12 protein-coding genes are annotated in these 14,266 nt (G+C 42.9%); 7 read left to right on the top strand and 5 right to left on the bottom strand.

Features of this window, described 5'->3' with window-relative positions; genetic code table 11:
- The first annotated feature begins 370 nt into the window (after positions 1-370).
- The 3 genes from JMW61_RS01190 (at position 371) to JMW61_RS01180 (ending at position 3,257) form a co-directional block, all read left to right on the top strand.
- On the top strand, positions 371-1,444 hold the full coding sequence (locus JMW61_RS01190; RefSeq protein ID WP_201548747.1) for an aspartate carbamoyltransferase catalytic subunit: 1,074 nt from the start codon (positions 371-373) through the stop codon (positions 1,442-1,444).
- Between the two features lie 114 nt (positions 1,445-1,558).
- A complete protein-coding gene (locus JMW61_RS01185) occupies positions 1,559-2,716 on the top strand; it encodes a dihydroorotase (protein WP_201550309.1) in 1,158 nt (385 codons plus the stop codon).
- On the top strand, positions 2,709-3,257 hold the full coding sequence (locus JMW61_RS01180) for a DUF2127 domain-containing protein (RefSeq protein WP_201548745.1): 549 nt from the start codon (positions 2,709-2,711) through the stop codon (positions 3,255-3,257). The genes JMW61_RS01185 and JMW61_RS01180 overlap by 8 nt, the downstream gene beginning before the upstream one ends.
- 90 nt (positions 3,258-3,347) lie before the next feature.
- Here the strand turns inward: JMW61_RS01180 and JMW61_RS01175 are convergent, their stop codons facing one another.
- The 3 genes from JMW61_RS01175 to JMW61_RS01165 all read right to left on the bottom strand — a co-directional run bounded on the left by JMW61_RS01175 (position 3,348) and on the right by JMW61_RS01165 (position 8,042).
- On the bottom strand, positions 3,348-4,616 hold the full coding sequence (locus tag JMW61_RS01175) for a cation:proton antiporter (RefSeq protein ID WP_201548743.1): 1,269 nt from the start codon (positions 4,614-4,616) through the stop codon (positions 3,348-3,350).
- Positions 4,617-4,746: 130 nt separating this feature from the next.
- Positions 4,747-6,366 carry a DUF2254 domain-containing protein gene (locus JMW61_RS01170; protein ID WP_201548741.1) on the bottom strand — a complete coding sequence of 540 codons (1,620 nt, stop codon included), beginning with the start codon at positions 6,364-6,366 and terminating at the stop codon, positions 4,747-4,749.
- Between the two features lie 134 nt (positions 6,367-6,500).
- On the bottom strand, positions 6,501-8,042 hold the full coding sequence (locus tag JMW61_RS01165; protein ID WP_201548739.1) for a YihY/virulence factor BrkB family protein: 1,542 nt from the start codon (positions 8,040-8,042) through the stop codon (positions 6,501-6,503).
- A gap of 246 nt (positions 8,043-8,288) precedes the next feature.
- On the opposite strand from JMW61_RS01165, the gene wrbA reads away from it, so the two are divergent.
- Positions 8,289-8,906, top strand: a complete 618-nt coding sequence (wrbA, locus tag JMW61_RS01160; protein ID WP_201548731.1) for an NAD(P)H:quinone oxidoreductase — start codon at positions 8,289-8,291, stop codon at positions 8,904-8,906.
- 91 nt (positions 8,907-8,997) lie between these two features.
- Positions 8,998-9,483, top strand: a complete 486-nt coding sequence (locus JMW61_RS01155; protein WP_201548729.1) for a hypothetical protein — start codon at positions 8,998-9,000, stop codon at positions 9,481-9,483.
- A 152-nt stretch (positions 9,484-9,635) separates the two neighbouring features.
- Here the strand turns inward: JMW61_RS01155 and JMW61_RS01150 are convergent, their stop codons facing one another.
- A complete protein-coding gene (locus tag JMW61_RS01150) occupies positions 9,636-10,391 on the bottom strand; it encodes a DUF3108 domain-containing protein (RefSeq protein WP_201548727.1) in 756 nt (251 codons plus the stop codon).
- Between the two features lie 417 nt (positions 10,392-10,808).
- On the opposite strand from JMW61_RS01150, the gene JMW61_RS01145 reads away from it, so the two are divergent.
- Both JMW61_RS01145 and groL read left to right on the top strand, forming a co-directional pair.
- A complete protein-coding gene (locus JMW61_RS01145) occupies positions 10,809-11,099 on the top strand; it encodes a co-chaperone GroES (RefSeq protein WP_010196840.1) in 291 nt (96 codons plus the stop codon).
- Positions 11,100-11,209: 110 nt separating this feature from the next.
- Positions 11,210-12,859, top strand: a complete 1,650-nt coding sequence (groL, locus tag JMW61_RS01140) for a chaperonin GroEL (RefSeq protein ID WP_201548725.1) — start codon at positions 11,210-11,212, stop codon at positions 12,857-12,859.
- 279 nt (positions 12,860-13,138) lie between these two features.
- Here groL and yaaA read toward each other — a convergent pair whose 3' ends face one another.
- On the bottom strand, positions 13,139-13,945 hold the full coding sequence (yaaA, locus tag JMW61_RS01135; RefSeq protein WP_201548723.1) for a peroxide stress protein YaaA: 807 nt from the start codon (positions 13,943-13,945) through the stop codon (positions 13,139-13,141).
- Positions 13,946-14,266: the final 321 nt, after the last annotated feature.

Genomic DNA, 14,266 nt, shown 5'->3' with positions numbered 1-14,266 from the left:
GATAAGTCGTATTGAGAGTAAAAGAATAAGCAGTGATAAGCGCACTCTAGGCGGGCAAATTTTTAAATAGCGATACCGTGTCTTTGTCCTGACCGTAAAATCAGCTACACTATATGTATTATTATTCGTTAATATCTTTGGTAAGCTTGTTTTCGCTTATGATCGCTATACTGATATTGCACAGTCGCTACGCGAACATTGCCTAGCAGGTGGCTGAGTGTATTTATAGGACTGGTGTCATTGGGGTAAATTGTATCAAATAAGCGCCAAAATGTCCTTGTATCTATGTATATCTACGATAAATGCTCGAACAAAGATGAATAAATGATTAATATAGACACATACCAACCCACAATGAAGACTTGCCATTATGTCAAATTCTCTCGATAGCAGCTCACTACATACGATCTCGCCGACTGACTACGCAAAATTCGACCCCAGTACCATTCATCAAAGGCTCAATACATCATTGAGTCGTCCACAGCTCAATACCGATGGTAGTATCCGTCACTTTTTGGGTGTAGAAGGCCTCAATAAACAGCAATTACAGGCGGTTATCGCAAAAGCAGAAACGTTCTTTGATAACAATGGACAATTAATCAATCGGCCTGAGCTTGAAGGCTATACGGTGATGAACTTGTTTTTTGAGCCGTCAACGCGTACACGTACGACATTTGAAGTGGCCGAAAAACGCCTGGGTGCCAATGTACTGAATATTGATATCGAGCGCTCTAGCGCTAAAAAGGGCGAAAGTCTACGCGATACACTGTGGAATCTGCAAGCCATGACAGCAGATATCTTTGTGGTGCGTCATTCAGCATCAGGCGCTGCTCATTTTATGGCGACAGAAGTGACGCCTAATATTGCCATTATCAACGGCGGTGATGGCTGGCATGCACATCCGACGCAAGGCATGCTCGACATGTTGACCATTCATCGGGAAGCGCCGCGTCCTTTTGAAGAGTTATCAGTGGCTATAGTCGGTGACATTAAGCACTCACGAGTGGCACGCTCTGATATCAATGCGCTACAAACACTAGGTGTCAAAGACATCCGTGTCTGTGCGCCGCGCACTCTATTACCTAAAGGCATTGAGCGTTATGGTGTGCGAGTTTATGAAAATATGAATGAGTGTGTCACGGACTGTGATGTCATCATGGGACTAAGAATTCAAAACGAGCGTATCGGATCGCCATTGCTAGCGTCATCGAGTGAATACTACAAGCACTATGGTATTACGCCAGAGCGCGTGGCACTTGCAAAGCCTGACGCATTGGTTATGCACCCAGGACCGATGAACCGCGGTGTTGAGATTGCTTCGAGCGTGGCTGATGGCGCGCAATCTGTCATTTTAAAGCAGGTAAATAACGGTATTGCCATTCGCATGGCTGTACTGTCTCTTGCGATGGAAGGGCAACGCGCTCATCAAGCTGCTGGTAATTAACCTGTTGCCACGCTGTTTTATTCTTCATTATTTCATTTTATTGATACGGTAATAACGCTCATGTCTAATACGATAAACACTGATGCACCGATATTTGATCATCTTCCTAAAGCCATCAAAAATACATTGCCAACCGCAGTAACAGATAAACTGGCATCACTTGAAGCTGGACATGAAATGTGGCTGCTACCACCGCTGGTTGACTTATGCGCACGCCTACGTGAACCAGGCCAGCAGCAGCATGGTACGTTGGAATCAGAAGGGCTTGCCGCTCGTGGCAATGGTTTTTTGCATGTGGTGATTCCACCTGATACCAATCCTATTCTAGAAAATGGCTCACTGCTCAAAGGGTTGCGTGAGCGCGCGCTTGATGATGGTGGTATCTACTTACACGTATTGGGTGCGTTGACAGCTGGGTTAGAAGGAGAGCGTCCTTCAAATATTGCGGGATTGAAAAAAGGTGGTTGCATCGCTGTTTCGAATGCACGTAGACCTTTTCGCAATGATTTAGTCTTATTGCGTACGTTAGAGTACGCAGCAACTTTTGGTATGAAAGTATTTTTTTATCCTGATGAGCCGAGTCTGTCTGGAGATGGGGTAGCACATGAAGGCTATATCGCTTCTTATCATGGGTTGCAAGGCATTCCATGGATTGCGGAAACGGTAGCTTTATCTACTCAGCTACTGATGGTCGAAGAAACAGGTATCGCGGCTCACTTTAGCCAATTATCTTGCAAATCATCAGTTGAGTTGATGCGCTGGGCAAAAGACAAAGGTCTACCAGTGACTTGCGATGTAGCGATGCATCAATTGTACCTAACCGATGATAACTTAGAAGGCTTCAACGCCCAAGCCTATGTGTTACCACCACTACGTAGTAACACTGATCAGCAGGCCATTCGTCGTGGATTGAAAGACGGCACGATTGATGCAATCTGTAGTCATCATGAACCGCTAAACAGTACGGCCAAAAAAGCGCCGTTTGCTGAGAGTACCCCAGGCATCTCAAACTTCGATACCTTTATGGCGCTGGCATGTCAGCTAGTACATGATGAGGTGTTAACTTTGGAGCAACTCGTCGATAAAATCTGCCTTAATCCTGCAAAAATTGCTGGTATCGGTGAGCAGTATGAAAGTATCGGCGGTGCAGTGTTGGTTGATCCTAATCTAGAGTGGCAGGTGACAGCGCAATCTATGCTATCAAACGGTAAGAATACACCGTTTTTTAATCAGCAGTTGCAAGGTCGTGTTGTGGAGACATTCTTTGGCTAATTTGCCCCGACAGAATGACAGTCCACCACCATCTACAAAAGATAATGCTATGGACTTAATTGGCCGGAAACAAAAGCCACGAAGCACTGCTAGTGAATCTATCAAAGCAGTGGCAATCTATGAGATGGTAAAAGGGTTGGGCGCATTGCTCGGTGCTGTTGCGTTATGGTCATGGCATACCAATCTTGCACGTTGGCTGACGACGGCAACAGCCTCTTGGCAACATAGCTTTGGTCATCTGTTTGCACCGCAATTTGATAGTGTGATACGGATTGCTCAGCAAGCCAGCAAGAACTGGCCATTGTTTTTATTATTGATTTTTGCCTATGCCAGTCTGCGCTTTCTTGAGGCATATGGCCTATGGCAAGACAGAACATGGGCTTATTGGTTTGGTGTGCTTGGCTATGGGATATTCATCCCTATTGAGATTTACTATTTAATTGCCCGCCCATTTGACTGGTTTAAATTGGGCATATTGGTCTTAAATATTTTTATCGTCATTGTGGTTTATCGCAATATGAAACGAAAAGGTCTGATATAAAAGCGTACGACAAAATATATAGGTATAAAAAAAGGCCAGCATAAGACATCTTCTTATGCTGGCCTTTATGTCACTGAATACATCTACCGTTTATCTCTCTGTGGCATCCGTACGAATGCTTTTCGCCACTTTACCAACGCTCAAGCCTTGTACCAATATAGAGAATATGACGACAGCATAAGTGAGTGCCAATAATATATCACGCTCAGTGCCCATAGGTAGTTGCAACACTAGGGCAACGGAGATACCACCACGCAATCCGCCCCATGTCAGCACCTTCCATGCGCCAGTTGGTAAATCAAGCTGACGGCTAAAGGTCTTAGTGGTCATACCCACGACAATAAATCGAGCAAGCAGGGCGATTATAATCGTCAAGCCAGCGGCGATAAACAGGTTACCTGAGTAAGCAATCATGACCACTTCTAGACCAATCAGCACGAACAAAATAGCGTTTAAGATCTCATCGATTAATTCCCAAAACAAGTCAATGTAATGACGAGTCTTATCGCTCATTGCTAATGCTCGCCCGCGATTACCAACCATTAAGCCCATCATTACCATCGCGAGTGGTCCTGATAGGTGCCAATGGCTAGCTAATGCATAACCGCCGATTACCCCTGCAAGCGTTAACAACACTTCCTCTTGGTAACTGTCGATGCTTTTGAGCATGTAATACAAAATTGCCCCGAGTACTAAACCAAAAACAATGCCGCCACCTGCTTCCACGGCTAAGGTATGCGCCACATAATTGGCCGTTGGAATATCACCGCTCGATAGAATGCCAAGTAGCAGCACAAAGATAACCACGCCGATACCATCATTAAATAATGATTCGCCTGCAATGACAGTTTCGATGCTCTTTGGGGCGCCCGCCGATGAGAGAATACCCATCACCGCAATGGGGTCGGTCGGTGATATTAATGCACCAAATAACAGACACCAAAGAAATGGCAAACCAAAACCGAGCAGCGGCAACATAAAGTACAGGGCAGTGGCAATAAGCATCGCTGATACAATAGTACCGATGCAGGCAAGGATACCAATGGGCAGTTTATAGCGTTTTAAGTCGCTAATATTGACATGTAAAGCCCCTGCGAATAAAAGCATAGAGAGCATGCCATCTAATAATACTTCGGTAAAATCAAGCTGTGCTAATAAGCTTACTTCGTAATCAATGAGCTGATCAAAGCCCAAAAATCCTAAAAATATGGCGGCAATAGACAATAAGATGGAGATGACCATCACGCCAATCGTCGTCGGCAGACCAATAAAGCGATGATTAATGTAGGTTAGTAAGGCCGTGATGGATAAAAATATCGCGCTGATTTCAAGTATGGTTAGGCTGCTTGTGGGGGCCATGAAAGAAGTCTCAAATAATGATGAAAAGTATTCTTAAGCATAGTGCTGATAAGAATTAAATGGTTTGGATTGTAGTTATATTCTCGCTTGGGCACCAGTAATGAATATCAATTGATGGGTCTTGATATAATTATCTCGATTGTGTTTGCAGGGCTTTACGGATATGAGCGTCAAACTCACTCACGTAGTCAAAATATCGATGCTGAGCATCATTACTAAGAATAAATTGCTTAGCTTGCTTGGACATGGCAATTAAATCATCGGTCAATTCTTGATAGTTTAGGTTTTCTTCGCCTGCGCGTTCAATTAATGTCAGTTCATGTAATAGTGTCTGCTGCTGTGCGCTATTGACTCGCGCATAATTGAGATTGACCATTGCCTGACACAGTGCTTTTAAAACCATCAAATCAGCGGCTGCATAACGACGTATTTCGCCAAGCGATGTATTGATAAAGTCAGAAATTTTTGGCGTATGAGTGACCACGGCTAATATAGCCAGTCGTTGCTGCTTAACTTTGGTGTTTGATGCATCATCATTTGGTGCTGGTGTATAAAAATGATAGGGGCTGGGCGGTTGACAGCGCATCATAATACTCAAGCAGCTCGTCAGTGACTGTACACAGTTGACCGCTGTCTTTGGGTCATTGATACCAGGAGACAATGCACGCACAGCGATTTCAGTCATTTGTCCTAAGCTATAAGCAATATCATTAGAATGCACCAGTCGCTGTTCGATACGGATACAGTTTGCAAAGCGTTGCCAAAAAACACCATCAGGTGTGCGTGGTACAACGGCCAACTGCGGTGTTGATGTTTTCTGTCGGTTGTTTGGGTGCTCTGTTGGACGCTGGTAAAAATAACCAATGACGTTTCTATCAGTCACATATTCGCCCAGATTGACATGCACCTGTATCACGCCACCATAATCTTGTGTCAGAGTAATCAGCGACTCAAGGTAAATCTGTTGGATATAACCTGAGCGTGGCGGATAGATAGGCATTGATGACCATTTGTGAAACTGTTCGACATCATGATGCTCAATATCACGCTGATGTTGAATGTCACAATGACTGCTATACCAATAGTGAATATTATGAATGGCATCGTTACTCGCATTCTGAATGACATGTGAGGCTTGGATGGCATGTACCATATGCTGTACGAAGTACACGAGCAGCAGCGCACAGATAATGGCCATGATAATAGCAAAGGTCACAGCCAGCTGGGGTACACCAAAAGCGACATCGTATTTATGGATAGATTTTAATACCAGCAGGCTATAGCTAAAGGTACCAATGAATGCACCTAATACCAATTGATTGGGTGTGTCTGTCAAAAAATTGCGTAACAATCGTGGCCCAAATTGTGATGAGGCCATCGACAGTACGGCAATCGTAATTGAAAAGGTCGTGCCCGCGACACCTAAAACAGCACCCGCTATCGCAGTCATAATAGCGCGCGCCGCATCATCGTCACCCGTAAAGGCAAAGGTAATATCTCTGACCGTTTCACGATCAAAGTGCTGATCAATCGTCACTAATAAAGGCGCAAGTAATATACCTACAATGACGCAAGCCGTTGGGATAAACCAATAAGAGCCAATCAACTGTTGCCACAAGTTCTGCAGACGATCGGGCAGGTCTGTGAGTGTCTGCAACGACCATAACTGGGCAAACTGTTTTAGCTTATTTTGGCTTATATCAAGTGTACGTATCCATAAGCTGTTTTTATCATCTTTATTCACTGGCATCAGCTTTGAGGTATCCGAAAATCATCATACTAAACTTACAGCGTTGTGGTTTATTCATACATTTACGGTAGGGCTTTGACTGTTGTCTTAGAACTATCATGTTAGCAGTGCCACCTTAGGATTTTCTATTTTGGTTAATTTATTTTGGGGTTATCCGCTTCAGTAATGATATCGCCCTTACTATTGGCCTGAGTTTGTTCCTTGTCATCGATCATATCTTGAGGAATAAGGATTTCATTGTTATGATCATCAAGTTCTATATCGCTGTCTTTGTCATAAGACATTGGCTCAAAGTACGGTGTGTTTTGTTTATTTGAATCATCCTTTGCCAATGCTTCCATCGTTGGCGCCGAGGTTCTTCTAAATAAATGGGCATCATTATTTTTATCGTTACCGTTTTTATCAGAAGTGGCTTTTTTACATGGTTCAGTATTGGTAAATATAGCGCTTAACGGTAGATTTAGTTGTTGTTTAGCATAAGCTTCTGTATGCTCAAAACGTTCTATTAGTAGCCTAATCCAGGGTGTTTGGTCTTCTATTCTTACTTCATCGAACTCATCTTTGATGGGTAAAGGATAAGGTAGGGTGCGATAAAAATCCCATAACGTCATTTTGCTCAAATCTCTTTTGAGTACATAGTCGTCATCATCGGTCATGGTGATGAGGTTGCTGTCTTGTAAATAGTTAATATAGGTATACCATTTCGGCAGCTCTTTGCGTCCTAGCATATTACGAAGCGCTTGTTCGCTGACGGCCTCACCTTTTAAATGGTGCGTATACACTAAGTTGAGCATGTCTAGCAAGCTCAGCAATGGATGGCGTGGCTCTACTTCTTCGGTCCCAAAGATGGTCAGGGTATAGCTGATTTCAACGCCTAATAGAATTAAATTCCACGATAAATAAATCCATAGCAGAAATATTGGTAATGCTGCAAAGGCTCCGTAAATAGCTTCATAGCTGGTAAAGTTTGCCATTACACTACCGAAAAGGTGCTTCATCATCTCAAAGACGATGGCCACAAATATGCCAGCGATGGCCGCATTTTTGGCTGGTACGCGTGCTTTTGGAATGAACCAGTACATACCGATGAAGCCTGAGACAGTGATGCCAATCGTGACAGCTTGTATCCAGATAGACCAATCAATGCCGTAACCGGCGACTTGCTGATTTAAAAAACTAATGCTTTGTATCGCACTTGAGGCGATGAAAGCTGTGCCCAATACTAATGGTCCTAAGGTCACCATCGTCCAATAGCGCAGCATGCTTTTGATGCCACCGGACCGATTCTCTACCCGCCATATTTGGTTAAAAGCTCGCTCAATGGTCGTCAATGTCATAATCGTTGTAAAAAACAGCACCATCGCACCAATAATGGTCAGGTTGGATGATTTTTCAGCGAAGTTGTTGATGTACTCACTAACCTGCATGCTAGATTGCGGTAGTAAGTTGTTATAAATGACTTCATATATTTGTGCTCTGACCGATGAAAGTGCTGGTACTGAAGACAAAATCATCAAGAGTACGGTCAGCATGGGTACGATCGATAGCATGGTCGTATAGGTCAGCGAGGCTGATTTTTGCTGGCAGTTATCTTCAAAGAAATGCCTAACCAAAAATCGTAAAAACTGAAACCAGCGCTGGTGTAAAAACGGGATTTTCTTTGCTAACTTTTCCATATCGATCATCTAGCAGGTATTAGAGTGACAATAGTGTAACAAACATAGGCGGTTATCATCTGCCCTTTAATTGTGTCAAAATGCACAGTAGTCAACGCGATAGAGTGTTCTGACGATAATGCACCGCTAGGTTGTTTGCATGTCAGTGAATGACTCGGGCATAATATGCAGATATATTGATAGTGTCAGCTGTTGGCTACATATTGCTATCATTAACCACGTGAATGATTTAAGGAAGTGTTGCTAATGAGTCAGACTGCCCCTTATGTATTGGTACTCTATTATTCTAATCATGGTACAACCAAGACATTGGCATACGCTATCGCGCAAGGTATCGAAGACGCTGGCATGACGGCACGTATTCGTACGGTCCCAACGGTTGCTCCTGAGACGACATCGAGCAAGCCTGCGATACCTGATGAGGGTGATCTGTATTGCACCATGGAAGATCTCAAAAACTGCAGCGGTCTGGCGCTTGGTAGCCCGACGCACTTTGGCAATATGGCCGCACCCATGAAATACTTTTGGGACAATACGGTGACACTATGGCTGGCAGGTAATTTGCAAAACAAACCTGCCTCCGTATTTACAGCAACAGGTTCAATGCATGGTGGTCAAGAGACGACGTTACTGACGATGATGTTGCCATTGATGCATCACGGTATGATTATCGTTGGCGTGCCTTATGCGGAGCCTGCGTTAAATCGTACCCAACGTGGCGGTTCACCTTATGGTGCTAGTCATGTCAGTGGGGCATCACATGATCAGCCTATCTCACCTGATGAGCGCGAGCTAGGAATTGCCCAAGGTCGCCGTTTGGCTATCAGCGCTATAGCATTGGCTCAAGCTAACTGGAGTCGCTAAGCGGCCTTTGTACTGTTGAACCTACAATACTCATTGAGCCTAAAGTGCAACAACGTTATTCACGCTATTAATGAGGAAGTAAATATATCTAATGGCTACAAATCGCTCCGATAGTGAGATGAATGCTGCACCACCAGTAAAGAAAACTGGTAAGCCTGCCAAAGTAAGTAAACCTATTGCGCCTATCCGTCAGCGTTTGATGGTTACGTGGTTGATTTGGCTCGTCTATAGATTGCTTGGACTGCCTGTTTTCATTAATGTATTCAACCCAAGTAGCCCTGATATCGTCGGCGGTGTCGCATGGCAAATGCTATGGTTAGTACCAGCATTTGTTCTGACACCATCGATACTGCGTGGACGCTCGCCTTATGCGTTGTTAATCAGTAGTATGTTTATACTCGTATATTTAGGTGCGAGTGGTGTGGTATTGTTTACACGAATTTATGGCAGTAGTTGGGCAGAGATAGTTGTCTATCTACTGGACTTTTTACTATTGCTGCTTATCAACGTTTGGTTGTTTATTTTGCTGAAACGTCTGCCTTCGATGAATAATGTCGTCAAGAAGCCTCGTCAGTAATCCAGTTTTTTTAATGCTTAACTTGCCTCATGCTTAATAAGTAACACTTAACAAGTGATGTTTATCAGTTGTCAGTATAAAACCAAAAAAAAGCGGCGCTCTACATTAGAGCGCCGCTTTTTTAATGTTCTTTCAGCAGTTTAACAAACGGTTTAATTAACCTTGGTCAATTCTAAATCCATTTTTTTACCATCATTAATTTGACTCACTTTAACTGGTAAGTAGTCTAAGCTTGGTGCTAACCAGAAGCTAGTAGAGCGACTATCGTCATCATGGACACGGTCAACACGTACCGTATCAAAGGTGCCTGCCGGTACAGTTATTTTGGTATTACCAGATTTCCTAAATGGGGTCTTTTCGATTTTGTCTTTCTTCGCCATGTAGTAATTGCCAGAGAATTTACCGTTTAATAAATCCTGACGAATCTGTACTTCAAGGCTTAAGTCATCAAAGGCTTGTTGCGACATGTTCATTGTCGTTGATTTGCCTCGATAGTTGCTCACAACTTTTTTGCTACTTGGATTAAAATCCAGTTTATGCGTACGGCCTACACCTAAGAGTTTATAAGTCGTGCTGGCTTGGGTTGGCGTGACATTGTTACCGTTGATGGTAAAGGTACTATTTTGCGAGGCACTGGCGACACCAGCAACTCGTGCACTGACATTGTATTTCCAAGTATCACCTGACTTGTTTAAGGTACGAGTAGCGGTACCTTTGTACTTGTCTTCGACCGTAAAGCTATAGCTGGCGCTCGATGGTTGGATGGTCTTTGCACTAGCGATGGTAGGTGCAGTCATACTTAATGCTCCGATAGCAGCAATACTAGCGCCTGACGTTAAAGCGGTCAAAAATTTAGACTTACTGCGTTTTGTATTATTAGAATTTTTATTCGATGATGAAAAAATCATAGATGTTCCTTAAGTAATATAGTGTTGGTATATCAGATTCTATCGATCACTATCATTGTGTACACAAGCACTATAATGGTCATACTTGGTTACATTTTCAAGAGTGTTTGCTGTCTATGGTGTGTTGCTCTTGTAGTTAATGTTGCTACAAAAAATGCTCCAGATAAGAATAAATAATAGGTGATTAGCATAACGATGTGAAATCACGACAGCAGTAGGTGGCTCTCTGAGATAATTCTTGTAAAATTTTGGGCTTTACACTTGAAGCGAACACACCTTGCCCCCACTTTTTGATACAAGCTTAATGCTTATCTTTAGAATATTGCTTTTGAGTAGTAGTCCTTGTAGATACTGGCATTGAGACTATTAATTCAAATAAACCCTCAATTTTAATAATCAACTTTTGGAGTCATATCGATGAACATTCGTCCTTTACATGACCGTATTGTCGTCCGCCGCATAGAAGAAGAAACAAAAACGGCTGGTGGTATCTTGCTTCCTGGTTCAGCTCAAGAAAAACCTTCACAAGGTGAAGTATTAGCTACTGGTAACGGTCAGATTCGTGACAACGGCGAAACTCGCGCGTTAGACGTAAAAGCTGGCGACAAAGTTTTGTTCGGTCAATATGCTGGTCAAACGGTAAAAGTTGACGGCGAAGAACTGCTTATTATGAAAGAATCTGATGTATTGGGTGTGCTAGAAGGCTAATTGCTTACGAGGCCTGTTGGCTGAGTAAGTTGTTCGCAAAGCGCATTTATAACCATATTATCAAATCATTCAACCGTATTCTCATACTTATAATAGTGGAGTAATTTAACATGGCAAAAGACGTAAAATTCGGCATTGATGCCCGTAAACAAATGATGGATGGCGTAAACGTTCTAGCAAATGCAGTACGAGTCACATTAGGCCCTAAAGGTCGTAACGTGGTCATCGATAAATCATTTGGCGCACCTACCATTACTAAAGATGGTGTATCCGTTGCCAAAGAAATCGAACTAGAAAATAAATTTGAAAACATGGGTGCACAGTTGGTCCGTGAAGTGGCTAGCCGTACTAATGATGTTGCTGGTGATGGTACAACCACTGCGACGGTATTGGCTCAGTCAATCTTGCAAGAAGGCATGAAATCAGTGGCTGCTGGCATGAACCCAATGGATCTTAAACGCGGTATCGATAAAGCGGTACGTGCTGCTGTTGAGCAAATCCATTTATTGTCTACACCAGCTGATGATGAAAAAGCCATTGCACAAGTAGGCTCTATCTCTGCTAACTCAGACACCAAAATCGGTGAATTGATTTCGCAAGCGATGCAAAAAGTCGGCAAGCAAGGCGTTATCACGGTTGAAGAAGGTTCAAGCTTCGAAGATACCCTAGAAGTTGTAGAAGGTATGCAGTTTGACCGTGGTTATATCAGCCCGTACTTTGCTAACAAGCAAGACAGCTTAACGGCTGAGTTTGAAAACCCATATATCTTGCTAGTTGATAAAAAAATCAGCAATATCCGTGAAATCGTGCCATTACTTGAGCAAGTAATGCAGCAAAGCAAACCATTGCTTATCATCGCTGAAGATGTAGAAAACGAAGCGCTAGCAACTTTGGTTGTTAACAACATGCGTGGCGGCTTGAAAACTTGTGCGGTTAAAGCACCAGGCTTCGGTGATCGTCGTAAAGCAATGTTAGAAGACATCGCGACGCTAACTGGCGGTACAGTTATCTCTGAAGAGATTGGTCTGAGCCTTGAGACTGCTACTCTTGAGCAACTGGGTACTGCTAAGAAAGTAACTGTTGGTAAAGAAAACACAGTAATCGTCGATGGCGCTGGTAACAAAGCTGATATCGAAAACCGTGTTGAGTCTATCAACCGTCAAATCGAAGAGTCTACTTCTGACTATGACAAAGAAAAGCTACAAGAGCGTGTTGCAAAACTAGCTGGCGGCGTAGCAGTTATCAAAGTCGGCGCAGCGACCGAAACTGAAATGAAAGAGAAGAAAGATCGTGTCGACGATGCGCTACATGCGACTCGTGCAGCGGTTGAAGAAGGTGTTGTACCTGGTGGTGGTGTTGCGCTAGTACGTGCTATGAACGCATTGTCTGAACTAACAGGCGATAACGATGACCAAAACGCTGGTATCAATATCTTACGTCGTGCGATGGAAGCACCACTACGTCAAATCGTAACTAACGCAGGTGAAGAAGCGTCAGTTGTGGTAAACGAAGTGAAAAGCGGTAGCGGTAACTATGGTTATAATGCTGCTTCTGGTGAATACGGCGATATGATCGAGATGGGTATTCTTGACCCAGCTAAAGTAGCACGTTCAGCGCTAGAAAACGCTGCATCTGTTGCAGGCCTAATGCTTACCACTGAAGTTATGATTACTGACTTACCGCAAGGTGATGACGGTATGGCTGGCATGGGTGCTGGCGGTGGAATGGGCGGTATGGGTGGAATGGGCGGCATGATGTAATTTTACTTCTGCTACAAAGCAATTTTTCTTTGTCAGACGCGCTCAATGTACAATAGGTACTATTTTCGCTCGTCTTCCTCGACAAATCGCTTTTCGCTAAAAGTATTACCAACGTCATAAAGTCTGTTTAATCATTGAAGTCCTGTTATCGAAAGATAGCAGGGCTTTTTTTGCGTTTAATAGGATAGTGGGCGTCACATAGAAAAACCCCGATAGGCTGAGCCTACCGAGGTTTTCTTATAATCGTTTGGTATCTTTCAACTAATAATAAAATTAAATTTACTGATCCGCCGCATCCCGTCTAAACGTCCACGTCTTATCATCAGAAGCAGCTTCACAATAATAATATCCCGCTAGATCAAACTGCTTTAGCTGCTCAGCATTGGTAAGCTTATTATCTGCCGCATACTTGACCATTAGTCCACGTGCTTTTTTGGCATAAAAGCTAATCACTTTATATTGGCCATTTTTCTCATCTTCAAATCGTGGTGTGATGATGTCAGCCTTCAATGCTTTTTTCTTTACAGACTTAAAGTATTCATTAGAAGCCAGATTAATCAATGTTTTATCGTCGCTATCAGCCATTCGTGCATTGATAACCTCAGTCACTTCCTCACCCCAAAACTCATATAAGTTATTACCACGCTCATTTTTCAGTTTGGTGCCCATCTCTAAGCGATATGGTTGGATTAAATCTAAAGGTTTTAATACACCATAAAGCCCTGACAAAATGCTTAAGTGCTCATTGACGTAGATAGTCGTGTCTTTATCCATGTGATACATATCAAGCCCAGTATAAACGTCACCATCGAACAAATACCCAGCAGGTTTTGCTGCATTAGTATTATCAGTGAATGGTTGCTCTTTACTCCAGTGCCATTGCTGATTGCGCGCCGCATTGAGCTGTGCCAAATCATTAGAAATGCTCATCAGCTCTTGCAAGTCAATCGGTTCTTTAGACTTCAGTACTTGCATCAATACTTGTGAATGTTCAATCAGTTCAGGCTGACTATAGTAGTTGCCTAGATTTAACGGTATAGCGTCTGTTTCGTTCAGAGATTTGGCAGGGGAGAGTAAAAAATACATCGTTATTCCTTATTATAGTGAGTCATTGACGATTCAATTACTGCGTCAAGCTTACCTATTATACGATACCTATCGCTTGAACTTAACCGGCTCGTTGCTTTTTCACACGATTCTAAAATATATCAATAGTGATTGTTAGAGCTTACCTTCATTTCAAATACAATCATCAAAACAAGAGAAATAGCACAGATAATATCTAGGGATATATCAGCTGTTTGTCTATTGACATAATGTTCTATGATGTGGGGGTGGGCTGGTGATACAAGGTTATATTTTGCAAAGTATTAAGGGTGTTAAAAAAGTAAATTTTTTTAATATAAC

The organism is Psychrobacter fjordensis, assembly GCF_904845995.1.
In the GTDB taxonomy this organism is placed as follows: domain Bacteria; phylum Pseudomonadota; class Gammaproteobacteria; order Pseudomonadales; family Moraxellaceae; genus Psychrobacter; species Psychrobacter fjordensis.
The sequence above is the reverse complement of the archived record's forward strand: the minus strand, read 5'-3'. Positions and strand labels throughout refer to the sequence as shown.